General features: G+C 63.7%; 29 protein-coding genes. 11 read left to right on the top strand and 18 right to left on the bottom strand.

All coding sequences use genetic code 11. From position 1 onward, the window contains the following. Window positions 1-90: 90 nt before the first annotated feature. From ACVWZM_RS04345 to ACVWZM_RS04355, 3 genes are read right to left on the bottom strand one after another with little or no spacing between them, the layout of a single operon-like run. Window positions 91-756, bottom strand: a complete 666-nt coding sequence (locus ACVWZM_RS04345) for a hypothetical protein (RefSeq protein ID WP_456852102.1) — start codon at window positions 754-756, stop codon at window positions 91-93. A 58-nt stretch (window positions 757-814) separates the two neighbouring features. Beyond that, window positions 815-2,329, bottom strand: coding sequence for an O-antigen ligase family protein (locus ACVWZM_RS04350; RefSeq protein WP_456852104.1), 1,515 nt, complete (start codon window positions 2,327-2,329; stop codon window positions 815-817). A gap of 31 nt (window positions 2,330-2,360) precedes the next feature. Beyond that, window positions 2,361-3,473, bottom strand: a complete 1,113-nt coding sequence (locus ACVWZM_RS04355; RefSeq protein ID WP_456852106.1) for a polysaccharide biosynthesis/export family protein — start codon at window positions 3,471-3,473, stop codon at window positions 2,361-2,363. A 297-nt stretch (window positions 3,474-3,770) separates the two neighbouring features. Here ACVWZM_RS04355 and ACVWZM_RS04360 point away from each other — a divergent pair, with 297 nt between their 5' ends. The 5 genes from ACVWZM_RS04360 to ACVWZM_RS04380 all read left to right on the top strand — a co-directional run bounded on the left by ACVWZM_RS04360 (window position 3,771) and on the right by ACVWZM_RS04380 (window position 7,239). Next, window positions 3,771-4,073 carry a hypothetical protein gene (locus tag ACVWZM_RS04360; RefSeq protein WP_456852108.1) on the top strand — a complete coding sequence of 101 codons (303 nt, stop codon included), beginning with the start codon at window positions 3,771-3,773 and terminating at the stop codon, window positions 4,071-4,073. A gap of 125 nt (window positions 4,074-4,198) precedes the next feature. Further along, window positions 4,199-4,462 carry a hypothetical protein gene (locus tag ACVWZM_RS04365; protein WP_456852110.1) on the top strand — a complete coding sequence of 88 codons (264 nt, stop codon included), beginning with the start codon at window positions 4,199-4,201 and terminating at the stop codon, window positions 4,460-4,462. 108 nt (window positions 4,463-4,570) lie between these two features. After that, a complete protein-coding gene (locus tag ACVWZM_RS04370; RefSeq protein ID WP_456852112.1) occupies window positions 4,571-5,854 on the top strand; it encodes a hypothetical protein in 1,284 nt (427 codons plus the stop codon). Window positions 5,855-5,861: 7 nt separating this feature from the next. Continuing rightward, window positions 5,862-6,638: a metallophosphoesterase family protein gene (locus tag ACVWZM_RS04375; protein ID WP_456852114.1), complete on the top strand. Its 777-nt coding sequence runs from the start codon at window positions 5,862-5,864 to the stop codon at window positions 6,636-6,638. Between the two features lie 16 nt (window positions 6,639-6,654). Continuing rightward, on the top strand, window positions 6,655-7,239 hold the full coding sequence (locus ACVWZM_RS04380; RefSeq protein WP_456852116.1) for a hypothetical protein: 585 nt from the start codon (window positions 6,655-6,657) through the stop codon (window positions 7,237-7,239). Window positions 7,240-7,268: 29 nt separating this feature from the next. Here the strand turns inward: ACVWZM_RS04380 and ACVWZM_RS04385 are convergent, their stop codons facing one another. After that, window positions 7,269-8,687 carry an undecaprenyl-phosphate glucose phosphotransferase gene (locus ACVWZM_RS04385; protein ID WP_229193131.1) on the bottom strand — a complete coding sequence of 473 codons (1,419 nt, stop codon included), beginning with the start codon at window positions 8,685-8,687 and terminating at the stop codon, window positions 7,269-7,271. 119 nt (window positions 8,688-8,806) lie between these two features. Between ACVWZM_RS04385 and ACVWZM_RS04390 the strand changes: the two genes are divergently transcribed. Continuing rightward, window positions 8,807-9,112: a hypothetical protein gene (locus tag ACVWZM_RS04390; RefSeq protein WP_016841787.1), complete on the top strand. Its 306-nt coding sequence runs from the start codon at window positions 8,807-8,809 to the stop codon at window positions 9,110-9,112. 13 nt (window positions 9,113-9,125) lie between these two features. Here the strand turns inward: ACVWZM_RS04390 and ACVWZM_RS04395 are convergent, their stop codons facing one another. Beyond that, on the bottom strand, window positions 9,126-9,500 hold the full coding sequence (locus ACVWZM_RS04395; RefSeq protein WP_018270679.1) for a helix-turn-helix domain-containing protein: 375 nt from the start codon (window positions 9,498-9,500) through the stop codon (window positions 9,126-9,128). A gap of 667 nt (window positions 9,501-10,167) precedes the next feature. Between ACVWZM_RS04395 and ACVWZM_RS04400 the strand changes: the two genes are divergently transcribed. Next, complete coding sequence (locus tag ACVWZM_RS04400) at window positions 10,168-10,356, top strand: hypothetical protein (RefSeq protein ID WP_028331611.1); 189 nt, start codon at window positions 10,168-10,170, stop codon at window positions 10,354-10,356. A 186-nt stretch (window positions 10,357-10,542) separates the two neighbouring features. Here ACVWZM_RS04400 and ACVWZM_RS04405 read toward each other — a convergent pair whose 3' ends face one another. The 8 genes from ACVWZM_RS04405 to ACVWZM_RS04440 form a co-directional block, all read right to left on the bottom strand. Next, on the bottom strand, window positions 10,543-10,752 hold the full coding sequence (locus ACVWZM_RS04405; RefSeq protein ID WP_016841790.1) for a hypothetical protein: 210 nt from the start codon (window positions 10,750-10,752) through the stop codon (window positions 10,543-10,545). Between the two features lie 765 nt (window positions 10,753-11,517). Beyond that, window positions 11,518-11,733: a hypothetical protein gene (locus ACVWZM_RS04410; protein ID WP_456856622.1), complete on the bottom strand. Its 216-nt coding sequence runs from the start codon at window positions 11,731-11,733 to the stop codon at window positions 11,518-11,520. 222 nt (window positions 11,734-11,955) lie between these two features. Continuing rightward, entirely contained in the window at window positions 11,956-12,984 is a 1,029-nt protein-coding gene (locus ACVWZM_RS04415) for an NAD-dependent epimerase (protein WP_141342556.1), read from the bottom strand. Window positions 12,985-13,078: 94 nt separating this feature from the next. Then, complete coding sequence (locus ACVWZM_RS04420) at window positions 13,079-13,495, bottom strand: hypothetical protein (RefSeq protein WP_438079577.1); 417 nt, start codon at window positions 13,493-13,495, stop codon at window positions 13,079-13,081. A 55-nt stretch (window positions 13,496-13,550) separates the two neighbouring features. Beyond that, window positions 13,551-13,829: a hypothetical protein gene (locus tag ACVWZM_RS04425; RefSeq protein ID WP_057020207.1), complete on the bottom strand. Its 279-nt coding sequence runs from the start codon at window positions 13,827-13,829 to the stop codon at window positions 13,551-13,553. 169 nt (window positions 13,830-13,998) lie between these two features. Next, window positions 13,999-14,313 carry a hypothetical protein gene (locus ACVWZM_RS04430; protein ID WP_141342555.1) on the bottom strand — a complete coding sequence of 105 codons (315 nt, stop codon included), beginning with the start codon at window positions 14,311-14,313 and terminating at the stop codon, window positions 13,999-14,001. Window positions 14,314-14,357: 44 nt separating this feature from the next. Then, window positions 14,358-14,516, bottom strand: a complete 159-nt coding sequence (locus ACVWZM_RS04435) for a hypothetical protein (protein WP_168856472.1) — start codon at window positions 14,514-14,516, stop codon at window positions 14,358-14,360. A gap of 415 nt (window positions 14,517-14,931) precedes the next feature. Beyond that, window positions 14,932-15,084 (bottom strand): hypothetical protein, encoded by a 153-nt coding sequence (locus ACVWZM_RS04440; protein ID WP_016841798.1) that lies wholly within the window; start codon window positions 15,082-15,084, stop codon window positions 14,932-14,934. 264 nt (window positions 15,085-15,348) lie between these two features. Between ACVWZM_RS04440 and ku the strand changes: the two genes are divergently transcribed. Together ku and ACVWZM_RS04450 are read left to right on the top strand one after the other, a co-directional pair. Continuing rightward, window positions 15,349-16,326, top strand: coding sequence for a non-homologous end joining protein Ku (ku, locus tag ACVWZM_RS04445; RefSeq protein WP_456852118.1), 978 nt, complete (start codon window positions 15,349-15,351; stop codon window positions 16,324-16,326). Window positions 16,327-16,380: 54 nt separating this feature from the next. Beyond that, on the top strand, window positions 16,381-16,608 hold the full coding sequence (locus ACVWZM_RS04450) for a hypothetical protein (RefSeq protein ID WP_016841800.1): 228 nt from the start codon (window positions 16,381-16,383) through the stop codon (window positions 16,606-16,608). A 30-nt stretch (window positions 16,609-16,638) separates the two neighbouring features. Here ACVWZM_RS04450 and ACVWZM_RS04455 read toward each other — a convergent pair whose 3' ends face one another. Further along, on the bottom strand, window positions 16,639-16,803 hold the full coding sequence (locus ACVWZM_RS04455) for a Flp family type IVb pilin (RefSeq protein ID WP_016841801.1): 165 nt from the start codon (window positions 16,801-16,803) through the stop codon (window positions 16,639-16,641). Window positions 16,804-17,227: 424 nt separating this feature from the next. On the opposite strand from ACVWZM_RS04455, the gene ACVWZM_RS04460 reads away from it, so the two are divergent. Together ACVWZM_RS04460 and ACVWZM_RS04465 are read left to right on the top strand one after the other, a co-directional pair. Then, window positions 17,228-18,862, top strand: a complete 1,635-nt coding sequence (locus ACVWZM_RS04460) for a thiamine pyrophosphate-requiring protein (protein WP_168856471.1) — start codon at window positions 17,228-17,230, stop codon at window positions 18,860-18,862. 83 nt (window positions 18,863-18,945) lie between these two features. Continuing rightward, window positions 18,946-20,160: an NAD(P)/FAD-dependent oxidoreductase gene (locus ACVWZM_RS04465; RefSeq protein WP_456835265.1), complete on the top strand. Its 1,215-nt coding sequence runs from the start codon at window positions 18,946-18,948 to the stop codon at window positions 20,158-20,160. Window positions 20,161-20,337: 177 nt separating this feature from the next. Here the strand turns inward: ACVWZM_RS04465 and ACVWZM_RS04470 are convergent, their stop codons facing one another. Genes ACVWZM_RS04470 through ACVWZM_RS04485 form a run of 4 tightly spaced genes read right to left on the bottom strand, consistent with a single transcriptional unit; the run spans window position 20,338 to window position 24,906 of the window. Further along, a complete protein-coding gene (locus ACVWZM_RS04470; RefSeq protein ID WP_076833195.1) occupies window positions 20,338-21,582 on the bottom strand; it encodes an ABC transporter substrate-binding protein in 1,245 nt (414 codons plus the stop codon). A gap of 41 nt (window positions 21,583-21,623) precedes the next feature. Beyond that, on the bottom strand, window positions 21,624-23,102 hold the full coding sequence (locus ACVWZM_RS04475; RefSeq protein ID WP_141342550.1) for an ATP-binding cassette domain-containing protein: 1,479 nt from the start codon (window positions 23,100-23,102) through the stop codon (window positions 21,624-21,626). Beyond that, window positions 23,103-24,029 (bottom strand): branched-chain amino acid ABC transporter permease, encoded by a 927-nt coding sequence (locus ACVWZM_RS04480; RefSeq protein WP_456835266.1) that lies wholly within the window; start codon window positions 24,027-24,029, stop codon window positions 23,103-23,105. Between the two features lies 1 nt (window position 24,030). Then, window positions 24,031-24,906, bottom strand: a complete 876-nt coding sequence (locus ACVWZM_RS04485) for a branched-chain amino acid ABC transporter permease (RefSeq protein WP_050424320.1) — start codon at window positions 24,904-24,906, stop codon at window positions 24,031-24,033. Window positions 24,907-24,998 lie beyond the last annotated feature (92 nt).

Below are 24,998 nucleotides of genomic sequence, written 5' to 3' on the forward strand. Positions count from 1 at the left end.
CGCGCCCTCCAATGATCCTGGGAAGCGTCCCGCCGCCGACACCGAAGCGCGTTGCTGCAGAAAGTTCTCCATTGGCGATCGGACGTCCGCTCAGGGGGTAACTGTTGAAATGAGTGTGGTGCCGGTGCCCGTGGCGGTACCGGTCGTCGTGCTGCCCGAACTGCTGACCGACGAGGTGAAGCTGAAGATGCCGGTGTTCACGCTGTTGCCGTCGATGGCCTCGAGCGTTCCGCCGCCGGCGCCGCTGGCGCCCAGCGCGCTGGTCTGGCCGCCGGATGCACCGGCGCTGCCCGCGCCGCCGGCGCCGGTCGCCGCGGTGCCGCTGTCACCCGACGCAGCGGCAAACGCCATCACGGTGTCGAGATCCTTGGTGTCGGCAATCGCCTGCTGGATGCGCGTCGCGTAGGGCTGGTTGCTGCGCACCACGATGCGCGCGGCCTGGGCGAGGCCGGCGGCGATCGCCGTCTTCTGGTCCTTGCTTGCCTTGGCGAGCAGCGCAATCAGCGGATCGAGCCATGTCGGATCGTTGAGGGCGAAGTCGCGCGCCCGCGAGGTCAACTCCACGCCTGCATTCGGATACTGGGTCAGCAGCTGCTCGGGATTGGCCTTGAAATTGGTGACCGCCTGGGACAGCTGGATCAGCCCGCCAGGTGTCTCCGCCAGCGCCGCGCCACCGGGTGTCGCGAGCACCAGCATCACCACCAACGTCGCCAGGCGCGGGGCGGAAAAGCCGCCGGATCGCTCAAATGTGAACACAGCTATCTCCCTAACGAATACTAACAGTTCGTTAGCATAGTCAGAGTTATCGCGCCAATTAAATAGCCGCGCCGGCCGCGGCCGGGCCGTGGCGCGCGAAATCAGCGTTAACCGGCAGCCCGACCGTAACACTGGCGTCACGGTCGGAGCCGCCACCGCCGGCGCCCCGGCCGGAGCGGAAGGATTGCGACAGGCCTGCCCCGAGCAAGGCCGCGATAACAACGGCATAGCCGGTGATCTGGAGCGAGAAATCGATCATCGAATGGAGTGCGCCGGCGACCGACGCGCAGAGCGCCGCGAGCGGCACGATCACGTCGCGGCGACGGGTCCGCACGCCATGCGCGAGCACGACGAACGCCGCGAGCAGCGCGATCATGGCGGCGCCGGCCATTAACATTCCGCCGTCGGACGCCAGTTCGAGCCAGCCGTTGTGTGCCCGGTTCCAAGTCCCGCGCAGCGAGATGTCGTCGGTGCGATAGGCCGGATAAACCCATTCGAAGGTCCCGAAACCATCGCCGAGCCACGGGTGATCCCAGATCATCCGCAACGTTGCGCGATAGGTCGAGAACCGTCCCTCATCGGACAGGCCCATCGTGCTGAAGCGCGCGCCGACACCGCCGCCGAGAAGCTGCAGCAGTGCCAGCGCGACCAGGCTGCCGACCCCGAGCGCCACGATCATGCCGTAGCGGCGCGGCACCCGGTTGCGAAAAAAGATCGCGACAGCCGCGACCGCGGCGAGCAGCGAGACCCCGACGCCGCCGCGCGAGCCGGTCAGAAACATCGCCAGCAGGCAAGCGAGCCAGCCGAACGCATGGCCGGCGAGCCGGCGCCGCGCCGGCATATCGAGGCGCGCGAGCAGCCGTGACAGGCCGGCACGGCGCGGCGGCCAATGCCGCTCGATCAGCTCGCAGCCGAACAACAGCCAGATCAGCGCACAGCAACCGTAATAGATGCCGGCAGTGTTGCGATTGACGAAGGGAGATGTCAGCCACGCCAGGTGCGCCTGCTTCTCGTGCAGCAGGTAGATCCGGGTGGGATCGATCACGAAAGTGATGATGCCGCAGATCGCATAGACCAGCCCCGCCGCGGCCACCGCCCGCAACAGCCCCCGCGCCAGTCTGCGGTTGGCACCGAGCACGACGCCGATGGCGAAGCTGAGCAGGCAAACGATTCCGACGCCGATCGAATAGAACGGCTGACCGCGCGCGATCGACACGGCCGGCGGCAGCTCGGCAGGCAGCAATCTGCCGGCCTGCGCCCACAACGCGTTCGGCGCCGCACCCGACCAGGGCCGGACGACCGACTGCTCGTGCAGCACCAGCATGGCAAGCGCCGTCAACAACGCCGTCACGGCGAGGATCATGAGCTGACTGCCGCGCAGGCGCATCGGTAACACCCCGAGCAGTGCAATCCCGAGCAGGATCGACCAGATCGCGGGCGCAACCGTACCGACCGAGCCGAGCGGCAGCGGCGCCAAAGCGACGACGGCGCAGAACAGCCACGATGACCAGCGCACCGGCCACGGCAATGCCGTCGCCTCGCTTGAGCCGGAAGCTAATCGCAAACGTGTCATGAAGCCGGCCGTGCCGGCTCACGCCCCAATATCAGGGCGCAAGCTTGATCGAATTACGAAGTAGGGTTGCGTTGTAGGCGGCCACGATCGGATCGTTCGCCGTTGCGGTCACGAGGCGGATCTGCTGCATCACCTTGGCGTCCTCGACGGATGCCGCGTTCGACGCATAGAGCACGTCCTTGTTGCGCAATTGGAAACGCGTGGCCAGGAAATAGCCGGCCGGATCGCGGAAATTGATGTTGTAGACGACCGGGATGATCGGCCCTGAATATTTGCTGACGTCGACGCCAAGCTTGGCGGCCACTTCCGGCAGTTCGCCGCGATAGACGAACACCGAGGCCGGATCGGCCGAGGAGTCGTTCAGGCCGCCCGCCTTGGCAACGGCTTCGGCGAGCGAGATGCGCCAGGCCTCGAAATTGAACTGGCCCTGCGCGCCCGACGCGCCGAAGGCGACGAAGGTTTGCGGCTCGCGGTAGACATAAATGGTGTCGCCGGGATGGGCGTAGATATTGCTCTGGGGCTCGTAGACCAGCTGGCCGAACGGCACCGTAGTACGTTTGCCGTCGCGCTCGAGCATGACCCATGTGTCAAAACCCTGCCCTTTCGGGCCGCCGGCGCGCGTGATCGCGTCAAGCACGTGCTCACCCGCGGCATTGGCGGGGAAGCGGTTCGGCGAATTGACCTCGCCGAGCACGGAGATCAGCGAGGTGCGCTGCTCGATCAGGGCGACCACGGCCTGCGGCTCGATCGCGCGATTCTTCAACGCATCGACGATCGAGCGCTGCACTTCGGTCGGTGTGCGGTTCTTGGCGCGGATCGCGCCGGCATAGGGCACCGAGATATTGCCGTCGGTATCGACGTTCTGGTTCGGCAGCGTGATGTAGTTGCCGGGACGCACGCCGGCCTCGACCGGAATGAACAGGCCGCCGGCGGCGGCCTCGAAGATCGTGACGCTGACGACGTCGCCGATGCCGAAGCGGATGTCCTTCGGCGGCGGGCCCTGGATGCCACCGGCGAGTTGCGGCGCGAACGACGCCAGCACGTTCTCGATCTGCGGTGTGATCTTGACCATCGCATAGGGCAGGCTTTCAGGATCGCGCTGCCCGGCCACGACATCGGAGCTCGTCGGACCGTTGGTCGGCATGTAATGGCAACCGCTGACCCAACAGGCGGCCGCAAGCAATAACATTACCCGAATGAAATTCGCACGCGACATTCAAATACTCCGGCCGTGCCGTAACACGCCGACTATCACAATCACAAGTTTCCGCGATATATTGCGATGCAATTGATAAATAATGTTATCGAGGTGAGGCAATTCGGCGACACCGGCGCACCGTCGTGAGACAAAGCCCCGCGCGCCGTCACTCCGGCTTTGCTTTCGTCCAATCTCCCCGTTATCTGTGAATGAGATGGTTTGAGTTAACCGATTGAGGGTTCGATGGCCCGCAGGAAGCTACCCGCAATCGCGTTGGGAATGGTCGCCTTGCCGCTGCTAGGCGCCCTCGGCGGCTCCGCCGTTTCTGCCGCAGAACTAAGCGTTTCCCCGCGCGCCGTGCAACGGGTCGGCGGCAACTGTCAGCGGCTGCAATATTGTCGTGGCGACGTCTGTCAGTGGAAACGGGTTTGCTGGCACGGCTGTCCCGATCGCTACTCCTGCGCGCCGCTTTACGGCGCCTATGGACCGTATGGCGGCCGCGATTATTGGGCGGCCTATAGTTACGGCGATCTCCGCCCGTTCTGAATGTTAATCGACTAACAAAGCCACAGGCCATCGAGGTTGGCCGGCACCGCGCCGGCGGCTCTGCGACGTGCGGGTTAACCCCAGCTTAGGCCCGGCCCGATATCTTGGGGGCGCAGGGTTTGGCTATGTTATTTGTTTTCCTTGGCAATTTGATCGGCGGCGCCGTTCTCGGGCTGCGCCAGCACTATCTGGTGCTGGCACCGGTGGCGCTCGTGGAACTCGCGCTGCTGGCCGCCATCGGAGTCGCGCGCCTGTCGTGGTCGGAAACCGCGCTGCTCATGATCGCTGCGCTCGTAGCGCTGCAAGTCGGATATCTGGCAGGCACCTTCGCGCCGCTGTTCTGGTCCCGCACCTCGACGCCACGTCTCGCCCTGCGCCGTTCGCAATAGCAGGGCATGACACTGCCCGCTTTGGCGTGCCCGATTTCCGTTGACCTCGCGGCAAGCCCGGGGCATCCCGCTGAATTGCGTCTCATCCTCTGCAGGACCTCCCCTCTCGTGTGGAACGTCACGGCCTTCATCTGCATCTTGATCGGGGCGTCGATTCCGCTCGGTCTCATCGACGCATCGCTCGCGACGGGTCTCGTCGGCGCGGCGACGTCGCTCGGGCTGCTCGCAAGCCTCGTGGCGATCCGTCCAGGTGAGCTGTCGTTCCTGAAGTCGGTGGTCGGTCCCGCTGTTGCGGCGGCGCTTCTGCCGGTGCTCTGGATCGTCCTGCAGATGCTTCCCCTGGCGGTCCTGGCGCATCCGGTGTGGAAGTTCGCCGGCGAAACGCTGGGGGCACAGCTCAGCGGCAGCATCACGATCGACACCGGCGCAAGCCTCGGCGCGCTGCTCATCTGGCTGTCACTCATGTCGGTCATGATCACCGCCGCCGCGATCGCGATCGACGCTCGCCGCGCCGACATGGTGGCCCGCACCATTGCAGCAACGGCGGCCGTCGCAGCCCTGATCCTGCTGCTATCAAGCGATCCGGTCAAAGTCTGGCCTGGCGCTGCGCGCGATGAGACGGCAAACGGATTCCTTGTCGTCGTTCTCGTTGGCGTTCCGCTCAGTGTTGCGCGCGCGCTCGCCGTCGGAGGGCACGCCGATGGCCGCACCGCAGCCCAATTGACACGGCTGCGCTGGCTGCTCGCCGCCGTCGCGCTGTTCTGCGCCGTCAGCGCCTGCTTGGTTGGGCGGCGCGGCGCCGCGACCGCGATCGCCGCGGGCATCGCCCTCGTCCTGATGACCTTCGCCGCGCGGAAGCTTCATCTGCACCGCTGGAGCAGCGCTGCTGCTGCGGCAGCGATCGCGCTGATCGCCCTGGCGACGGCGATCGGCAACCGTCATCCCGACGTGCCGCTTGCGGTCGCCTTTGTTCATGCACCGTCCGAGTTCGTGCAATCGACCCACAATCTGCTCGCCGACCTGCCCGCGCTCGGCAGCGGCGCCGGCGCCACGGCAACGCTGGCGTCGACCTATATGGACTGGCAGGGCGCCACCACGCGCCCCGTGATTGCGACCAGCGCGGCGGCCTTGATCGCGCAATTCGGTTCCGCCATGTTCTGGACTCTAGTTGCGGCTATCATCGTCGGCATCGCAGCGTTCACGGCCGGTGCGCGCAATCGCGGCCGCGACTGGTCCTACCCTGCATCGGCCGCAGCCGTCCTGCTGACGCTGCTGCTTGCTGGCTTCACCTTGCCGGAATTGCCGGCGCTGCCCGGAGTGATCGTGTTGGGAGCCGTGATCGGAACAGGACTGGCACAGCGGATCAGCCGTTCACGGTCGCAGGCGGGCTAGACGCCAGATGCGCAGCTTCCTCCAGCGTCTTGTCGGCCAGACCGGCGATCTCGAACATGAGGGCGACGAGACTTGCATCTACGCCGTCGGCGATATCCACGGTCATGCCGACCTGCTGCACGAGATCTGCGCCCGCATCGATGCCGACATCCGTCGGTTCCGGCCGGCGCGACCGATCCAAGTGTTCCTCGGCGACTATATCGATCGCGGACCGGATTCGCGCGATGTCATCGCCATGCTCGAACAACGCCGCCGCACCCGCAGCATGGTCTGCCTGCTCGGCAATCACGAGGCCTGCCTGCTGGAATTTCTCGTCAATCCCGACATGCTCGCGCAATGGCGGCAGTTTGGCGGCTTGCAAACGCTGATGTCCTACGGCCTGACGCCCTCGCCCAATCCCGACGCTTCCGAACGCAGGGCGCTCGCCCGGCAATTGATCCGCCAGATGCCGCCGGTCCATCTCGCCTTCCTGGGCTCGCTGCCGCTCTGTTATGTGCACAAACGCTATTTCTTCGTCCATGCCGGCGTCAGGCCCGGCATCGCGCTCAACCAGCAGCGCAAGGAGGATCTGCTCTGGATCCGCGACGACTTCCTGATCTCGGAAGATGATTTCGGCAAGGTCGTGGTCCACGGCCATACGCCGGTGCATGAGGCCGAGCTGCTGCGCAACCGCATCAATGTCGACACCGGTGCCTATGCGACCGGCCGCCTGACCTGCGTCAAACTCGAGGGAGCACGGCGAACCTTGCTGATGACCGGCAACCGGGCCGCGCGCCATGGCTAATGCGATGGCTAACACGATGGCTGACGCGATCGGCCGGAATGCGAGGCGTCTCTCGCCGGCCTTCGTGCCGGCCGCCGCTGCGATCGGCGCCGCGACGCTCGCCTTGTCGGCCTGGTGGCTTGCCGCCGATGCATTGCGCGCCAAACCGGCGATCGCCGCAGAGGTCGGCATGGTCAGAGGCGAGCTGTGGCTGCGCGACGGCTGGAGCCAATTGCAGACGTCACCGGAGGCGGCCGAAGCCGCGTTCACGCGGGCGATTCGCCTCTCGCCGATGGACGCCGGCGCCTGGTTCGGCCTCGCCTCGGCAACCGGACGGTTCGACTGGCTGAATCCGACCGCGTCGAAGGCGCTCAAGATGTCCTACTATACTGGCTTCAACCGCAGCGATCTGATCGCGCCGCGCCTGATCCTCCTGGCGCAAGTCGACACCACGCGCGATGTCGAATTGGTCGACCTGCTGCAGCGGCAGATCCGCCTGATCCTCACGCGGGCGCCGGAACTGAAGGGCGCGATCGGGCAGGCCTATCGCGTGGCTGGCGACGCCAACCGGCGCATCATCGAGGCGGAGTTCAAGGACGCCAACCAGAGCATTCCGCAGTAACGCGCGCCTGGCGCCCAGATGCCCAGCCGTCAGATACCCTTGTGACGCAACACCGCGCCGACCGTGCGCAGCAGGATGCGCAGGTCGAGCACGAAGCTCCAGCTCTTGATGTAGATGAGGTCATGCGCCACCCGCAGCTGCATGTCCTCGATCGCCGGCGTCGCGCCGCGCAGCCCTTGCACCTGCGCGAGACCGGTGATGCCGGGCTTGACGTGCTGGCGCTCTGCATAGCTCGCGATCAGCTTCGAATATTTGTCGTCATGCGCCAGCGCGTGCGGCCGCGGCCCGACCAGCGACATGTCGCCGCGCAATACGTTCACCAGCTGCGGCAGTTCGTCGATGCTGCGGCGGCGCAGGGTCGCGCCGATCCCGGTCAGCCGCGGATCGTTCGGGCGGGCCTGCGTGATGATATCGCCATCCTCGAGCACGTGCATCGAGCGGAATTTGAGAATGGTGAATTGCTTGCCGTCGAAGCCGTTGCGGCGCTGCCGGAACAGGACCGGCCCCCTGGAGTCGAGCTTGATCGCAATCGCCGTTCCGATCAGCAGCGGCGCGAACAGCACCAGGAGGCCGCTGGACGCCACGATGTCGAACAGTCGCTTGCCGGCGCGCTCGAGCGAAGTAAGCGGCGAGCGCTGCATTTCCAGCGTCGGGATCGGGCCGGTCGCCACCATCCGCAGCGCCAGGAACCGCTCCGCGGTCCGGTCCGGCAGCAGCCGCACCGGCAGCGGCGATGCCCGCAGCTGATCGCACACGAACTGGATGCGCGGCTCCTGCTGCCAGGGCATGGCCAGGATGATCTCGTCGGCGCCGCACTCGCGTGCTGCAAGAATGGCCGACGCGACGGCGGCCCGGTCGCCGGCGTCGTCGGACGATCCGGAGAGCTGGACCCGTCGCACCTCGCTGAGGCCGAAATCGCGCAGCAGGCTCGCTTGCCGCACCCGGGACAATTCGTCCGCCATCCCGACCACGACCGCGCGGCGCGTTGCCAGCATGCCGCGGTCGATCGCGCGTTGCAGCGGCGCCTGCAGCAGCATCCGTCCGCCGACCAGCCCGAGGCCGCCGATCAGGCCAAATGACAGCACCGACCCGCGCGAGACGCCGGAACCCACCTTCAAAAGGAAGATGATCAGGGTCATCAGCAGAACGACCAGCAGCCATCCGCCGAGCAGGCTGCTCCAGCGCCGGTCGAGACCGGCCAGCACCTGCGCGTTGTAAAGGCCCTGCGACTTCGCCACGAACATGTGAAGGATGGCGGCGAGGACCCCGATCCCTAGAAAACCCTCGAAGCTGTTGCTATAAACCGTGTGGTAGTAAAAGAGGTGATAGGCCGCGCCGCCGACGATGCTGGACAGCACGACGATTATCATCTCGAACGCGACGGCAAACGCCTCGAGGGAGGCGAAAGCGAACGAGAAGGCGCCGAAGTTAACCGGTACCTTCGCCAATCGAGCGTCCGAAAGGTCGGTCATCGGGAATTAACATTCGTGTTAACAATTCATATGTGTATTATCAGGCGGGTCGTGAGCTCGCAAGAGCTGCTGCGGATATCGGATAGAGAGCGCGCATGAGTTCATCGGCTGGCGAAACCGAGGCCGCGCTGGTGGCCCTCCTCCATCTCATCCGCCTGATGGGCGCCGAGCTCGTCGCGGGCCAGCACCGCGACGACGTCGAGGTGCTGGTCAAGGCGATCGAGACAAAGCTGCGCGCGGCCCGCTTCCCGGCCGACATGCCGAATCAGGACATCGTCAGGGGCCTGGACCTTGCGCAGGCCAGACTGCGTCCGATCTTCGAAGAGCTGCGCGCAAGGTCGGAGAAGGCACATCTGAGCGACCAGCTGCTGCTGGCTCCCAGGCCTTCACGCATCCACTAACGGATAGCTTACGTCAGCTTTGGGCTTCACCACGGCGGGGCAAGCCGCTCCCGCCGCCGGACCTGAGCGCAAGCTTTTCCTCGATCTTCATTTTCTCGAGCAGCAAGTCGGTCACGATCCGGCGCAGCCGTTCATTTTCCAGCCGTAATTCATCAATACGGTTATGGACAGGGGGGATCCCATCTCTATCATCGGTGCGAGCGGCGAATTCGGTAACAGTACCATTCGCCTGGTGGCCGCGTGCGGCCTCCTGCTTGCGCCAGCGATGAAACGTCATCACGCTAACGCCCAGCACCTTGCACGCTTGGGCCTGGGACTGCCCCCGCGCCATGAGTTCCTCGGCCTGTTTGACCTTGGAACTGATCTCCTCAGTAGAATGACGCCTCATTGGTCATCTCATTGCCCCCTAGATTAGCAATCATCGCATGGCCTATAAGCTATGTAAATGCAACAGGAAATTCAAATTGAGGGTTTCCCGGGGGCCTTTCGGGAGCCTCGAACTTGCCGGTCGGCAGCAACACATAGTGCGAAGAAACGCCGAAGCTGCAAGGTATTGAGCGGAATATACGGGGAATATTCCTCCGCTGAAAGGGCCCGATAAAAAAAGTTATACGACTTTCTGTGTATGAGAGTTTGATCGGGATAACTGGCGCACTGTTTGCATTCTCAAACGGGAAGCAAATGAGAATATTCAATCGGTCTCTCGACAGATTGTGAGTGCGCCATGCCTCGCCGCGATAATCGCCCCACCGGTCAAGCGCAACTTTCACAAATTTCTAACAAATTAATCCCGCGAGTTTCGCGTCCGGCCGCTTGCGGGCATACACGCCCAGCAGTAGTTACTAGGATGTTAGGTGTCACGAGGGTTTCAACATATTTGAGGATTATTTTCACGAAACCTAACGCTCATATCTCGATCCACGAATTATCAATTAAGCGCTTTCCCACCCGAGGCCATCAGGCGGAACCACGTCCGCCCGATAATCCGCGAACCATTCTGTGCTGACGCTTGTCAGAGCCAGCCTCTGATCAACATTTTTGCGAGGATCGACACCATGGCGCGTCTCAAGGTCTTCGAGGGGAACCAACCCGCGTCAAGCGAGGCGGCCGACATCCTGGAACGCCTCGTCGCGGAGAATTGCGAGCTCCGGCATACCGCGGTCGAACTGGTCTTGCAGAATTGGATCCTGCGCGAGCGTCTGTCCGATGTCGGGGCACGCAAGTCCGTGCCGCTGGAGCACTGACCGCCCCCACCCTCACGACCGCGATTATCCGCAGCAACGTCCGCCAGCTCGCCTAAACGAGCATCGGGCCAGCGCATCATTCAATTTAGAATTGAAATGTCCGCAACTGCAGGCGCGCGAGCATGCTCGCCGGATTGGCGAGGATGTGGCCGCATATTCTGCCGATGAGAAAGAGGCTGACGGACTTCAGCTGTGAACCCGGCGCAGCGCGACGCGCGGAGTGTTCTGCTCTCGAGACATGCCGAACGAACGCGACGAGCCCGGGCGTTCCTGGATTTCACGTAACTCAGCGATATCAAGCATCAGCGCAACGACTTCGTTGCGCAGCGATTGATTGGTCGCGAGCAACGCCTCTTCGATCGGCTGATGCAAATGTTGAACTTTGTGCTGCTTCATGGCGCGCCCTCGCTCTGCGGTTAAGGGTATGAGCGATGTGATTGAAGTTTCGATGACAGGGTTATTCCGCGCACATGGAAGGCGGTTAATGGGGCAGGTTTGCGACCAACATGGCTCCGAGTTAAATTTTCTCAATCAGGTTCCACAACCTGATCGCGAAGCGCCCGATCGGCGGCCTTTGATGTGTCGTACAGATGAGTTGGCAGCGGCAGCTATGAGGCGCGCGGCTGGACAACGCGGCTCAATGTGGGTCGGAAGCTCTACCAAGCGCATGATATTGCTTGGTGATCATTGATGGCTGCCGCGTCGTTCAACCGAACGTGCATTGTCCGGCTATCACAATGTCGCCGTGTTACAGCGATCGCGCTTCAAGGGACGCGCTCAGGTGCACACAAGATATTCCACCAAAGCTGCTCCTTAGACGCAAAATCTGCTGCTGCCACGTCCATCAAGGATCGCAGAGTGTTTCGACCGGTTGCGAATATTGAAGCGGCTGACGGTGCCTTGAAGCGCTCGAGCAATCCAGCGAAATGAATTCAACGCTGGACATCGGACAAGCGCGATTTCGCCTCCGCCGGACCCAACCGCGCTAACGCTATTCTAATTAAAATGAGCGGGACCGAAGCGTCCGGCTTGAACAGTGGGAGTGAACGCCTTTCGCGCACCTGTCGCTGCATTCGCACGCTTGCACAGTCCCCACGAACAGCAGCGACAGTGAAGATTCGCCATAAGCATCGCTAATTCGCCCCGCGTCGCGATCGCGCGCTATTTCGATTTAGGAGGCGTATCGTCGTCCATCTTGCCACCATTGGCGACGCACTTGTTGAAATAGTCCCGCTGGGCTTTGGCGCCTCCCCGCGCGCTCCCGGAAGCGGGATTGCCGGGCTGTAGCGGCGGAAATGCCTTCGCGACCAAGGCATCGCAGGCGCGCGCCACCTGCACGTCGATCGCATGCGCGAGAACCATTGCGCTGGAGATCATGATCACGGCTGAGGCGATCGCAAAACCCGAGATAACTCGCATTGCCACACTCCGTTCCAAACTGAATCAGTTTTTTCTCGAGCCCGGACTCGCAATGAGCGCACTAAAGCATGATCCGGAGAAGTGCGAAGCGGTCTTCCGTCGCAACAAAACGCGGATCGCGTTTGCGCGAAGATCAAGCTCTGACTGCGAGCTGAAACACGACGACGCTTCTCGCGGCGCCTAGGTCCGATCGACGTCGTGATAGGCCCGATACCAGGCGACAAACCTGGCAATGCCATCCTCGATCCGCGTCTGCGGGCGGAAGCCGATTTCACGCTCCAGGTCGGAGACGTCGGCTGACGTCTCCAGTACATCTCCCGGTTGCATCGGCATCAACTGCTTTTCGGCCTGCCGCCCCAAGCCCTGCTCGAGCAGCGCCACCACATGCATCAGTTCTTCCGGCCTGCTGTTGCCGATATTGTAGACCCGCCACGGCGCCCGGCTCGAGCCCGGATCGGGATGCGCTCCCGACCAGTTGACGTCGCCTTCCGGCGCGCGGCCGATCAACCGCACCATCGCCTCAACCACGTCGTCGACATAGGTGAAGTCGCGCCGCATGTTGCCGTTGTTGAACAGCTGGATCGGCTTGCCCTTGGTGATCGCGTCGGCGAACGCATAGAGCGCCATGTCCGGCCGATACCACGTCCCATACACGGTGAAAAACCGCAGCCCGGTTGCCGGTACGCGATACAGATGGCTATAGGAATGGGCGATCAGCTCGTTGGCCTTCTTGGTCGCGGCGTACAGGCTGACCGGATGGTCGACATTGTCGTGGACCGAAAACGGCAATTTGGTGTTGGCGCCATAGACCGACGATGAGGACGCAAACAACAGGTGCTTGCACGCGGTGTGTCGGCAGCCCTCGAGGACGTTGAGGAAGCCCTCCAGATTGGAATCCGCATAGGCGTGGGGGTTCTGCAGGGAATAGCGCACGCCGGCCTGCGCGGCGAGATGCACCACGACCTCGAAGCGATAACGCTCGAACAGCGCCTTCATGCCGGCTCGGTCGGCGAGGTCGAGCTCCACGAAGGTGAAGCCACGGTGCTGCTTGAGCAGATCGAGGCGCGCGCGCTTGAGCGCCGGGTCGTAATAGTCGTTCAGATTGTCGAGGCCGATGACCGGCTGCCCTGCCCGCAGCAGATGCTCCGCCAGATGGAAGCCGATGAAGCCGGCGCAGCCCGTGACGAGTAGATTGCCTGCGATCACCACGTCTTGCCCGTGCCTTTCGCCTTGCGCCGGACCATTCGAATAAGCCGTTACACGCGGCAGCCGCAGCTGTCTTCGCGTTGCGCGCCGCCAGGCGTCAGTTGCTGGCGCCCGGAGGCTTGTAGTCCGGAAAGCGGCTCAGGACGGCAGCTTTCATGAACTTGAAGTGCGCAATCTCGGTCGCCAATTCCTTCAGCCGGCGCTGGCCGTTGGAGATCTCGGCGTCAAACAGGTCTTGATGATAGTTGTCAAGCGCCTCGCGTTCGAGATATTCGTCGGTGCCGTTGCCGAGAGTCACCGCGGCGCGGGCCAGAACATCATCGACGCGGCGGCCAAGACCGGATTGCTCGCTTTCGGCCGCCTGCAACGCGGCCTCGATCGCGGCCATGATCGATCCGATCCGGGCGCGATCGGTCTCGGCATCGCGCTCGGCCGAGCGTGCCTTGAAACCTTCCTCGCCGCGCCGCGATTTGATCAGGTCCTGCGCGCGAGACCGCAAAAACAGCTGAAACATCTGTCAGTATCCGGTTCGGGCCCATTGAGGCAGCACAGGTCAAAATCGCCCGGTCTTAGTTAAAAAAGGGTGAATTGCCCTCATGCCCGGCCCTCAGGTCGGCTTTCCACTTGATCCAGGCCTTGTCGTGCTTGTCATAGAGCTCGAGCCACCGTCCCTCACCGGCTGACGGCACCAGGCCCGTCCCGTTATCGTGCCCGTCCGCCAGTCCCGGCAGCGAGGAGTCCAGGTCCTCGAACTCCGACGTCTCCTCAAGCGTCAGCCCGACCAGCACACGCTTGCCACTGACATCGACGACATACCGCCTTGGCGAATGCCCCCTGAGATCACTCATGACGTGAAAGTTCCCTTGCGATCCGCGGGGCTGGCGACGAGATCAGGGGCACGCTGGCATGCAACCAACCCGCCTGCCGCAACGGACGCCGACATGATGACCGATTGCATGTTGCCAGCCAACCCCAACTCACCGCACACCGTCGCGCTACCTCGATCGAACTACTCCGCTAGAACGCGCGACGCATGTGGCCGAACGCACTGACCGGCTGTTCCCGCCTCGACGATTTCGCGGCTGATGGCGCCACATACGGTGCATAGATCCGATATTGCGCGCGGCGCTTGTGCGACCGCCACGAGCGCGCGGCGAAACCGGAGAAGAAGCCTGCGACGAACACCGCCGCGAGAATCAGAGCAGGAGAAACCATCACAACCGTCCACGTTCGCCCCGATGTTATTAACATTCGAAGTTGTGACGACATCATGATTGGACGCGCCGAAAGATTGTTCAGCCGCTGGAATTTTTGTGCAATCGAACGACGCATCAATGATCAGGCGTCGACAATAATTGTTCTCGCGAGAGAACGTCTCAGGAGAACCACCAGAGCATGAATTTCAGGAACATCGAGCTGAGAAGATAAATCCACCCCGCCATCGCCAGCACCGTCAGTCCGACGAAGACACCTGAAACGCTTTTCTCCTTGAAGCGCGCCAGCAACGAGTTTTTTTCTTCTTGCGAATAGAACATCTCAGGCTCAAGGCGTAACTGATTCAAATCAGCTAGCAGTCAATTTCGATGATCTCGTGACGCGTCGCAGCAGCCATTCGCATCGCGCATCACAGATCACCGCTGCAAAACGCCGCCAGGCCGCACGCCATCGCGCAGTGGAAATTCCGTTCGACACGATCAGGAATTTTACGTCGGCGATCGCGGCGGCCCGCGCGCCGGAATTTCCCTTCGGATCCTCGCCCGATCGACGTCACATACGTCGATCAAGACGGTCGTGCAGCTTGACCAGGCGATGTGGCCGGCATGCAGGATAGCCGCGCGCCGGAGGCCGGCGCGACCGAACGGATTCTTCCCGGGAGCAATCTGCCCGCTTCGCCCTGCCTCTCAGTTTAACAATCAAGTCCTCGCACGCGGTCAACCAATGATAATCGCCTCACACGCGGAAAAAGGCGAACCAGACAATGCCGAGGATCAGGACGGCCAGCCCTGTCGAGGCCGTGAGCAGCGCGAGAACCGAAGGTCCAGGCTCGGCCTGCCGTGCCTCGGTCGGGGTTTCGACGATTTGACCGTGTCGTTCCGTTGCCATGGCAACCTCTTTGCTTAAGTGCCTGTAATTCCGGCGTTTGCCGCGCCCCTTCGACAGCCAACGCGTGATCGGGAGCGATGTTCCGAGAGCGTTGACGGCTGGGCCGACGGCAGTCCCGCCCGCCGCGTCAAACGGGCGCAGCGCGAGGACACGGTTAACGCCGTTGCGAGATTCACCGGGCCGTGTTGTTTCAAACTGGGGTTCCCGGTGTTATCCTTGACCGTTCCGTCGGTTGCGTAATCGGAGTTTCCCTGGAGTTTCCCCATGGCCCCTCGCGCCAATTGGAAGGGCTTTTTGCGCCTTTCGCTCGTGACTTGCCCGGTTGCCCTGTACCCGGCGACATCGGATACCGAAAAGGTCTCCTTCAACCAGATCAACCGCAAGACCGGCCACCGGATCAAATACGCCAAGGTCGACGCGGAGACCGGCGAGGAAGTCTCCACCGAAGACATCATGAAGGGCTACAAGGTCGACACCGACACCTATATCGAGGTCACCAAGGAAGAGCTCGACGACATCGCGCTGGATTCGACCCGCTCCATCGAGATCGACGAATTCGTGCCGCGCAGCGAGATCGACAGCCGCTATCTGATCCGTCCCTACTACCTCGTTCCCGACGGCAAGGTCGGCCACGACGCCTTTGCGGTGATCCGCGAGACCATCCGCAGCCTGAACAAGGTCGCGATCGGCCGCGTGGTGTTGACCAATCGCGAGCACATCATCGCGCTCGAGCCGCTCGACAACGGGCTGATGGGCACACTGTTGCGCTACCCGTATGAAGTGCGCAGCGAGAAGGAGTATTTCGACGACATCCAGGATGTGAAGATCACCAAGGACATGCTCGATCTCGCCAGGCACATCGTCGAGCAGAAGTCCGCCGACTTCGATCCGGAGGAGTTCGAGGACCGCTACGAGCAGGCGCTGATCGACCTGATCAACCAGAAGCGCAACGGCATCAAGGTCGCCAAGCCCGCGGCGAAGACCAGCGGCAACGTCATCAACCTGATGGACGCGCTGAAGAAGAGCCTTGCCAACGAGAAGCAGGCCGCGCCCGCCAAGGCCGAGGCAAAGGCCGCGAAGGGCAAGAAGCCGAAGAAGCGCATCGAGGGCCAGCGCGAAATGCTGCTGCCGATCTCGGGCAGCGGCAAGCGCGAGCCCAAGGAGGCCGCCAAACCCGAGCCGAAGAAGGCCGAGAAGACAACGCGCGCCCAGGGCACCGCGGCGCGCAAGAAGGCAGGCTAGCGCAGCGACCGCAAGATGAGCCCGGTCCACAGCGCCTGAGATGTTCCGGTCGAGATGCCCTGGTCGACGCCGTTTGACGAACCGATCGCGCTGCATCGCGGCGGCACACTGGTGACGCTGCAGCACGCCGCCGACTACATCATGAAGCTATCGGAAGACACCCAGCAGGAAACGCGCTGGCAGATCGCGGTCGAGCATCTGATCAATGCGGCGGAACAAGGCGCCGGCTGGTTGATGTTCGCGCGCATCGCGATGCTGCGCGCGTTGAACGGGGACGACTGAATCCGGAAAATGCCGAGCTGCCGGCTGGGCTTACTTGAATGCCGAGCTGACGGCATTGAATTGGCCGCTCACGCTGGTGCCGATGCCCCTGACGCCGGCGACGATCACGATGCTGATGCCTCCGGCGATGATGGCGTATTCAATGGCCGTCGCCCCGACCTCATCACGCAGAAACCTTGCCATCAACGCGCGCATGAAAAGCTCCTGTCCGACGCTCGCGGCTTTTTCTCCCGCGCCGTAGTAATATGCCGGCCAAACTAGGCCACATTGGTTGACGGCCCATTGAGGGAAAGGATGAACGGTCGCTTAAAAGTTGCAGCGAATTTCCGTGCTAGTTCTGCCTGCATCGGGTTGCCGCCGGGCGAGGCACTTGGCCGCGGCCGGAGCGCTTTCCAGCGAAGTGGACACCGGCTCGCGCAAAGAAAACGCGTCAAAACAAGTATCTAGAGCTCCGTTCTGATCCTGTCTGAGCGGAAACAGCTCCAGTCGTAAACGCATATCAGAACTACCTGATCCGGCCCCGGCCGCGCTTTACCGGTGCCGCGGAATCCTGTTCCTTTATCGGACAGGCGACAACGAGGCCGGAACGAACCGGCCGCATGCAAAGGGAGCGACCGTCATGAAGCTCGGCACCGCGATCGCGGAAATCATGAAGCGCGAGGGGATCGAGATCCTCACGGGCTACCCGGTCAACCACCTGATCGAATACGCCGCCAATGCCGACATCCGCCCGGTGATGGTGCGCCAGGAGCGCATCGGCGTGCACATGGCAGACGCGATCTCCCGCGTCACCTCGGGCGAGAAGATCGGCGCCTTCTGCATGCAGCACGGCCCCGGCGCGGAGAACGCGATGGGCGGCGTCGCGCAGTGCTACGGCGAATCCGTGCCCGTCCTGGTGCTGCCGATGGGCTATGCGCGTCGGCTGGCGAATATCGACCCGAACTTCAATTCCAGCCAGGCGATGAAGGCGTTTTCAAAATCGTCGGAGCCGATCAACATCGCAGCCGAGGTCTGCAACATCTTTCGGCGGGCGTTTACAAAATTGAAGAACGGCCGCGGCGGGCCGGTCATCGTCGAAATCCCCGTCGACATGTGGAACGAGGAGGTGCCGGAGCCTTTGAACTACACGCCGGTGCTGCGCACCCGCTACGGCGCCGACCCCGTCCATGTGAAGGAAGCAGCCGCCCTGCTCGTTGGCGCCAAGCGTCCGGTGATCTATGCCGGCCAGGGCGTGCATTATGCAAAGGCCTGGCCGCAGCTGAAGCGCCTCGCCGAACGGCTCGCGATCCCGGTCACCACCAGCCTCGGCGGCAAGTCGTCCTTCCCCGAGACGCACCCGCTCTCGCTCGGCTCCGGCGGCCTCGCGGTGCCGCGCGCGGTGCCGAAATTTCTTTCCGAAGCCGACGTGATCTTCGGCATCGGCTGCTCCTTCACCGAGACGTCATTCGGCATCGCGATGCCGAATGGCAAGACCATCATCCATTCGACGCTCGATCCGAACCACATCAACAAGGATGTCGAGGCCAAGGTCGGTTTGGTCGGCGACGCCGGCCTGGTGCTCGACGCGCTGCTGGAGGAGATCGGTAAGACCGTGACCTCGGACCGCAACGCAAGTGCGGTCGCCGAGGAGATTGCCGCTTCCCACAAGGAGTGGCTCGCCAAGTGGATGCCGAAGCTGACGCACAACGACGCGCCGCTCAATCCCTACCGCGTGCTGTGGGACCTGCAGCACACCGTCGACATCCACAACACCATCATCACCCACGACGCCGGCAGCCCGCGCGACCAGCTCTCGCCGTTCTGGAAGTCGGTCGAGCCGCTGTCCTATATCGGCTGGGGCAAGACCACGCAGCTAGGCTACGGCCTCGGCCTTGCGATGGGCGCCAAACTGGCAAAGCCGGACAAGCTCTGCATCAATGTCTGGGGCGATGCCGCGATCGGCTTTACGGGGATGGACTTCGAGACCGCGGTGCGCGAGCGGATTCCGATCATGTCGATCCTGCTCAACAATTTCTCGATGGCGATCGAATTGAAGGTAATGCCGATCTCGACCGAGAAATACCGCTCGACCGACATCTCCGGCGATTACGCCGCGATGGCCCAGGCCTTCGGCGGCTACGGCGAACGGGTGACCAAGCCCGAGGACATCATCCCCGCGATCAAGCGCGGCATCCAGAAGACCAAGGAAGGCGTGCCGGTGCTGCTGGAATTCATCACCAGCAAGGAGACCGAGGTGTCGCGGCCGGGGACGTGACGGCAACTCACACGCCGCTCTGCCACTTGATTTGACCGCGCCAGCGCAGGCAAGCTCCCTCCGGTGCAACTTCGGAGGGAGAGATGGCGCGCATCCTGGTGCTGGGGGCCGGCTTTGCCGGGCTATGGGCCGCGCTCGGCGCAGCCCGCAAGCGCGACGAGATCGGTGCACGGGCAGCGGACACCGAGATCCTCGTCGTCGATCGCAACGCCTATCACAACATCCGGGTGCGCAATTACGAGGTCGATCTCGGCGATGTCGCGCTGCCGCTCAAGGACCTGCTCGATCCGGTTGGCGTCGGCCACATGGTGGCCGAGGTCGCGGCGATCGATCCGGCGACGCGCGCGGTCACGATCAAGACCAGCGCGGGCGCGGAGGTTCTGAGCTACGACCGGCTGGTGCTGACCACCGGCAGTGAGCTGGTCCGCCCCGCCATTTCGGGCCTTGCCGCCCACGGCTTCGATGTCGACACGTATGAGGCAGCGATGCGGCTCGACGCGCATCTGGCGGCGCTCGGCAACGAGCCGCCCTCAGAAGCACGCGCGAGCGTCGCCATCGTCGGCGCAGGGTTCACCGGGATCGAGGTCGCGGCCGAGATGCCGGCCAAGCTGGCGCACGCCGGCATCACCGGCGATCATCGGGTCATCCTGATCGATCCCAATCCCGTCGTCGGCGCGACCTTCGGCGCGCATGGCCGCCCGGTCATCAACGAGGCGCTGGCCACGCTCGGCGTCGAGACGCGGCTGAATGTCCGGGTCAGTGCCGTCGGCGCCGACAGCATCACGCTCGATAGCGGCGAGATCATTCCGACCAAAACCGTGGTGTGGTGCGCCGGCATGCGCGCCAGCCCCCTCGCCGCCTCGCTGCCGGTCAGGCGCGACGCGCTCGGCCGCATCAAGGTCGACCATACCATGCGCGTCGAAGGCCTTGCGGACGTCTTCGCCGCCGGCGACGTCGCCGCCTGCCTGATCGACGGCGAGCACCCGACCGTGATGTCGTGCCAGTTCGCGCGGCCGATGGGCCGCTTCGCCGGCCACAATGTGGTGGCGGACCTGTTTGGCGAGAAGTTGCTGCCGCTCAATATCGACTGGTATGTGACGGTGCTCGATCTCGGCGCCTGGGGTGCGCTCTACACCACCGGCTGGGACCGCGAGGTGCACACCACAGGCGCCGCCGCCAAGCTCACCAAGCAGACCATCAACCAGCAGCGCATCTATCCGCCACGCAACGGCGACCGCGCCGCGCTGCTCGCCGCGGCCGCGCCGACGATCCAGACGGCGCCGCCGACGCGCAAGTAGTTTGGACTCACATTCGCCGATCGTCATTGCGAGCCACCCGGTCGGCGCGAAGCGCCGCCGGATGACAGGCTCCGCGAAGCAATCCACCCCGGGATAGATGGATTGCTTCGTCGCTACAGCGCAAAATGGCTTCGCAATTTTGTCGCGAGCTCCTCGCAACGACGGCGAGTACGTCTGCTACTGCGACAGCTTCACGAAGTTCGGAAACTTCATCTGGCCCTCGGCGATCGCCTTCGGCCAGACCGTGATCTGCTTACCGCCCTGCCACTGGAACACGAGGCCGGTCACCGCGCCCGGACCGGACTTGATGCCGTGGGTGAACTCGTCGTTCTTGCCATAGAACTGGATCTTGCCGATCGTGCCCTCGAAGTCGGTCTTCTCGAGCTCGGTCACCATCTTGTCCGGATCGGTCGAGCCGGCGCGCTGGATCGCCTCGGCGATGATGTAGACCTCGTCATAGGCGGTGTAGCCGGTATAGGCCGGCGGCGTGCCGAACTTGGCCTTGAACGCCGCCGCAAACGGCTTGGTCTTCGGCGTTACCGCAACATCGGGCGTTGCCACCGCGAGCGAGGGCACGCCCTCGGCCGCGCCGTTGGTATCGCCCCAGAAGGTCGGGCTCAGCGCCTGCGCGCTGATGCCGAACATCGGGATCGGCACCTGCTGGTTCTTCCACTGCACGGTCGGCTGCACGCCGACATGGGAGATGCCGGTGACGATCACGTCGGGCTTGGCGGCTTCCATCTTGTTGAAGATCGGCGTGAAGTCGGTGGTGTCGGGCGAGAAGCGAATGTGCTCGACCACCTTCAGGCCCGCTTTCGGCAGGCAGGCCTCGTAGCCGACGTCGAGCGGCTTGGTCCAGGCCGCGTCCTCGCTCATGATCGCGACCGACTTGAACTTGAGCTGGTCGACCAACAGCTCCTTGGCCGCGTCGCAGACCAGCTGCGCCTGCGCGGCCGAGGTCAGGTAGCCGTGGAAGGTGTACTTGTTCTTCTCATAGTCGTTGTGCACCGCCTTGGTGATCTCGTTCGAGGCGGCGCCGGGCGTGATCAGCGGCATCTTCAGCCGCGCAGCCCACGGCTCGAGCGCCAGCACGACCTCGCTGATGTAACTCGCGATCACGGCCGAAACCTTGTCCTCGCTCACCGCGCGCTGGAAGGCGCGCACCGAGTCCGCCGACGAGCTCTTGTTGTCGTAGGTGACGATCTCGATCTTGCGGCCCATCACGCCGCCCTTGGCGTTGATCTCGTCGGCTGCGATCTGCGCGCCGCCCGGCGTCGCCGCGCCCGCGATCGACTGCACTTCGGCAATGATACCGATCTTGATCGGGTCCTTGGACTGCGCATAGGCCGGTGCCGCGAGGCAGAGCGCGAGCGCCGAGGCCAACAGGCTCACGCGGGTCGCGGTTGAATATGCTGTCATCATGATCTCCCTTGCTTTGCTTTCTTCTTTTCAAACTGCGAACGTCAGAGAAAGTCCTTGCCGGCCTCCGCGGCGAACCGGCCCGGATCGCCCTCCCAGACGATCCGCGCGTGCTCCAGCACATAGACGCGGTCGGCATGCGGAAGCGCAAACGTCACGTTCTGCTCGCCCAGCAGCACCGTGATCTTGGTGGTCTGGCGCAGCTTCTCCAGCGCCTTCGACAGCAGCTCGAGGATGACAGGCGCAAGCCCCAGCGTCGGCTCGTCCAGGATCAGGATCTGCGGCTGCATCATCAGCGCGCGGCCGATCGCCAGCATCTGCTGCTCGCCGCCGGACAGCGTCTGCGCCATCTGGCCCTGGCGTTCCTTCAGGATCGGGAACAGCTCGAACAGCCAGGCGAGTTGCTTGGCCCGCGCCGCGTCGTCGAGATGTTGGCCGCCGAGGTCGAGATTTTCCCGCACCGTCATCTCGCCGAACAATTCGCGCGATTCCGGACATTGCACGAGGCCGGAGCGAGCGATCTTCGCAGGTCCCGTGCCGCGCAGTGGCTGCCCGCCGCGCAGGATCTCGCCGGTATACGGCAGGAAACCCGAGATGGTGTTGAACAGCGTGGTCTTGCCGGCGCCGTTGAGGCCGACGACGGAGACGAACTCGCCCTCATGGACGTGGATCGAGACGTTTTCCAGCGCCTGCGCCTTGCCGTAATGCACGCTGATATTCTCGACCTGCAGCAGCGGCACCTTGTCCTTGAACGAGGTCTCGGGCCGCGCGTGCGTCTGGATCGCGCCGCCGAGATAGACCCGCCGCACGGTCTCGTTCTTCATCACGTCCTCGGCGCGGCCGGTCGTGATCTCCTCGCCGAGATACATCGCGAGCACGCGGTCGACCAGCGCCGCGACGCTCTTGACGTTGTGGTCGACCAGCATCACCGCGCGGCCCTCGTCGCGGAAGCTGCGGATCAATGCCGAGAAGGTGCCAACCTCGGCGCTGGTGAGACCAGCGAAGGGCTCGTCGACCAGCACGACCTTGGGGTCGCGCGCGATCGCTTTGGCCAATTCCAGCCGGCGCAGGTCGGCGAACGGCAGCGTCGGCGGGCGGCGGTCCATCACTGCCCCTAGCCCGACGCGCTCGGCGATCCACTTGGCGCGCTCGGTCAGCGCCTTGTCGGGAAACAGCATGAACAGGCTGTCGGGCAACAGCGCGACCATGATGTTCTCCAGCACGGTCTGCCGGTTCAGCGGCCGCGAGTGCTGGAACACCATGCCGAAGCCCTTGCGCGCGATCTTGTGCGCAGGCAGCCCGGCGACGTTCTCGCCTTCGAACAGCACCTCGCCCGCGGTCGGGCGCTCGATGCCCATCACGCTCTTCATCGCGGTCGACTTGCCCGAGCCGTTCGGTCCGATCAGGCCGAGGATCTCGCCGGGATGCAGATCGAACGAGAGGTTCTTCACGGCGGTCAGGCCGCCGAATCTTTTGGTCAATCCGCGGACGGTGAGCGTTGCGGTGGTCACAGTCTGATCCATTTAAGAGCGGGCCTCGCGTGACAGGGCCGCTCCGAGGAAACCGCCGGGGAAGAACAGGACGACGAGCAGCGCCACCGCCGAGACGATGAAGGTCGCTAGCTCGCCGGTCGGACGCAGGAACTCGCCGGCCACGATCAGGAAGATCGCGCCCAGCGCGGCTCCCAGCACGGTGCGCCGGCCGCCGAGCACGGCGGAAACGATCACGTTCACGCCGACCGCAACGTCAACCACGGTGCCGACCGAGGCGGTGCCGAAGTAGAACACGAGCAGCGCGCCCGACAGTCCCGAGAAGAAGGCGCTGACGATGAAGGCCGCGAGCTTGTGCTTGACGATGTTGAAGCCGAGCGCACCGGCCTGCACCGGATCCTGCCCGCTCGCCTGCAGCACGAGGCCGACCGGCGATTGCGACAGGCCGTAGAGGATGGCCGCGCTCACGGTCATGAAGCCGAGCGCGATCCAGTAATTGGCGCCGGCATTGATGGTGATGACGTCGGGGATGGTGAGCCCGATCTCGCCGCCGGTGAGATCGGCGAACACCACGACGAAGTTCTGCAGCATCAAGACCGCCACCAGCGTGGTCAGGCCGAAATACGGCCCCCTCACCCGCAGCGCCGGCAGCGCCAGCACGAAGCCCGCGACGACCGACGCCAGCGCGCCGAGCAGGATGCAGAGATAGACCGACCAGCCGAACTGGTTGTTGAGGATCCCGGCGGTGTAGGCGCCGGTGCCGATCAGGAAGGTCGGCCCGAAATTGACCTCGCCGGCGAAGCCGAACAGGAGGTCCCAGGCCATCGCGAACACGCCGAAATAGAACGCGACGGTCAGCAGCCCGAGGATGTAGCCCGAGACGTAGAACGGCAGCGTCGCGCCGACCACCACGCAGACCAGCGAAATGAAGAACAGGCGCGAGGAAAAGAAGCTGGCCATCTCAGCGCCTCCCGAGCAGGCCCTGAGGCCGGATATACATCACGAACACCAGAAGCAGCAGCGCCGGAATGGTGCGATAGGCCGGCGAGATCATGTAGGCCGTGATGGTCTCGAGATAGCCGACGACGAAGGCTGCGATCAGCGAGCCCGACACGCTGCCGAGGCCGCCGAGCACGACGATCGAGAACGCGCTCGCGGTCAGCGGCCCGACGCTGTAGGAGCTGACGCCGAGGAACATGCCGAGCAGCACGCCGGCGATGCCGGCGAGAATGCCGTAGATGCCCCACACCACGATGTAGATCTGGGTGAGCTCGAGCCCGAGCAGCGTGACGCCGCGCGGGTTCATCGAGGCCGCCAGTACCGCCTTGCCGGTCCTGGTGCGGTTCACCAGAAGCCACAGCAGGCCGATCACGAGGCAGCAGACCAGCGCGGTGAAGATATTGTTGCGCGGTGTGCGGTTGCCGAAGATATCGACGACACCCTCGACGATCGGCAGCACCGTCTTGGCGTTGTTGGTGAAGAAATAGGCGATCAGCTCCTGGATCATGATGCCCCACAGCAGGGTGCCGGTGAGGACGAAGATTTCCTTTTCCTCGTTGGGGATCCGCGTTGAATTCTGGATCGGCTTGACGACCGCGAAATAGGTCGCGAACGACACGATCAGCGCGACGCCGACACCGAACAGCGCGCCGGTGTAGATGTCGAGGTGCAGCACGCTGGCCGCGGCCCAGGCCGCGACCGCCGCGGCCACCATGATGGCACCGTGGGAGAGATTGAGGACGCCGGAGACACCGAAGATCAGGGTGAAACCGGTGGCGCCGAGCGCATAGAGCGCACTGATGGCAAAGCCATCGATCAGGATTTGTAAGGCAAGCATCTCAGATTGGCCGCGGCAGCAGGGCTGCCTGTTGTGGAGGACACAGAACCGAACAGGGATGCTCCCGGGTGGGGCCCGGGAGCATGATCATC

The organism is Bradyrhizobium sp. USDA 4501, from assembly GCF_054062115.1.

Excerpts from the sequence above, each read along its gene's own strand:
- ACVWZM_RS04355 (WP_456852106.1), bottom strand. The coding sequence starts at position 3,473 with ATGCCGACCAACGGTCCGACGAGCTCCGATGTCGTGGCCGGGCAGCGC.
- ACVWZM_RS04375 (WP_456852114.1), top strand. The coding sequence starts at position 5,862 with ATGCGCAGCTTCCTCCAGCGTCTTGTCGGCCAGACCGGCGATCTCGAA.
- ACVWZM_RS04405 (WP_016841790.1), bottom strand. The coding sequence starts at position 10,752 with ATGAAGCAGCACAAAGTTCAACATTTGCATCAGCCGATCGAAGAGGCG.
- ACVWZM_RS04435 (WP_168856472.1), bottom strand. The coding sequence starts at position 14,516 with ATGTTCTATTCGCAAGAAGAAAAAAACTCGTTGCTGGCGCGCTTCAAG.
- ACVWZM_RS04390 (WP_016841787.1), top strand. The coding sequence starts at position 8,807 with ATGAGTTCATCGGCTGGCGAAACCGAGGCCGCGCTGGTGGCCCTCCTC.
- ACVWZM_RS04425 (WP_057020207.1), bottom strand. The coding sequence starts at position 13,829 with ATGAGTGATCTCAGGGGGCATTCGCCAAGGCGGTATGTCGTCGATGTC.
- ACVWZM_RS04380 (WP_456852116.1), top strand. The coding sequence starts at position 6,655 with ATGGCTGACGCGATCGGCCGGAATGCGAGGCGTCTCTCGCCGGCCTTC.
- ACVWZM_RS04460 (WP_168856471.1), top strand. The coding sequence starts at position 17,228 with ATGAAGCTCGGCACCGCGATCGCGGAAATCATGAAGCGCGAGGGGATC.
- ACVWZM_RS04365 (WP_456852110.1), top strand. The coding sequence starts at position 4,199 with ATGTTATTTGTTTTCCTTGGCAATTTGATCGGCGGCGCCGTTCTCGGG.
- ACVWZM_RS04395 (WP_018270679.1), bottom strand. The coding sequence starts at position 9,500 with ATGAGGCGTCATTCTACTGAGGAGATCAGTTCCAAGGTCAAACAGGCC.
- ACVWZM_RS04450 (WP_016841800.1), top strand. The coding sequence starts at position 16,381 with ATGCCCTGGTCGACGCCGTTTGACGAACCGATCGCGCTGCATCGCGGC.
- ACVWZM_RS04430 (WP_141342555.1), bottom strand. The coding sequence starts at position 14,313 with ATGCGTCGTTCGATTGCACAAAAATTCCAGCGGCTGAACAATCTTTCG.
- ACVWZM_RS04350 (WP_456852104.1), bottom strand. The coding sequence starts at position 2,329 with ATGACACGTTTGCGATTAGCTTCCGGCTCAAGCGAGGCGACGGCATTG.
- ACVWZM_RS04465 (WP_456835265.1), top strand. The coding sequence starts at position 18,946 with ATGGCGCGCATCCTGGTGCTGGGGGCCGGCTTTGCCGGGCTATGGGCC.
- ACVWZM_RS04470 (WP_076833195.1), bottom strand. The coding sequence starts at position 21,582 with ATGATGACAGCATATTCAACCGCGACCCGCGTGAGCCTGTTGGCCTCG.
- ACVWZM_RS04455 (WP_016841801.1), bottom strand. The coding sequence starts at position 16,803 with ATGCGCGCGTTGATGGCAAGGTTTCTGCGTGATGAGGTCGGGGCGACG.
- ACVWZM_RS04360 (WP_456852108.1), top strand. The coding sequence starts at position 3,771 with ATGGCCCGCAGGAAGCTACCCGCAATCGCGTTGGGAATGGTCGCCTTG.
- ku (WP_456852118.1), top strand. The coding sequence starts at position 15,349 with ATGGCCCCTCGCGCCAATTGGAAGGGCTTTTTGCGCCTTTCGCTCGTG.
- ACVWZM_RS04480 (WP_456835266.1), bottom strand. The coding sequence starts at position 24,029 with ATGGCCAGCTTCTTTTCCTCGCGCCTGTTCTTCATTTCGCTGGTCTGC.
- ACVWZM_RS04420 (WP_438079577.1), bottom strand. The coding sequence starts at position 13,495 with ATGTTTCAGCTGTTTTTGCGGTCTCGCGCGCAGGACCTGATCAAATCG.
- ACVWZM_RS04400 (WP_028331611.1), top strand. The coding sequence starts at position 10,168 with ATGGCGCGTCTCAAGGTCTTCGAGGGGAACCAACCCGCGTCAAGCGAG.
- ACVWZM_RS04475 (WP_141342550.1), bottom strand. The coding sequence starts at position 23,102 with ATGGATCAGACTGTGACCACCGCAACGCTCACCGTCCGCGGATTGACC.
- ACVWZM_RS04440 (WP_016841798.1), bottom strand. The coding sequence starts at position 15,084 with ATGGCAACGGAACGACACGGTCAAATCGTCGAAACCCCGACCGAGGCA.
- ACVWZM_RS04410 (WP_456856622.1), bottom strand. The coding sequence starts at position 11,733 with ATGATCTCCAGCGCAATGGTTCTCGCGCATGCGATCGACGTGCAGGTG.
- ACVWZM_RS04485 (WP_050424320.1), bottom strand. The coding sequence starts at position 24,906 with ATGCTTGCCTTACAAATCCTGATCGATGGCTTTGCCATCAGTGCGCTC.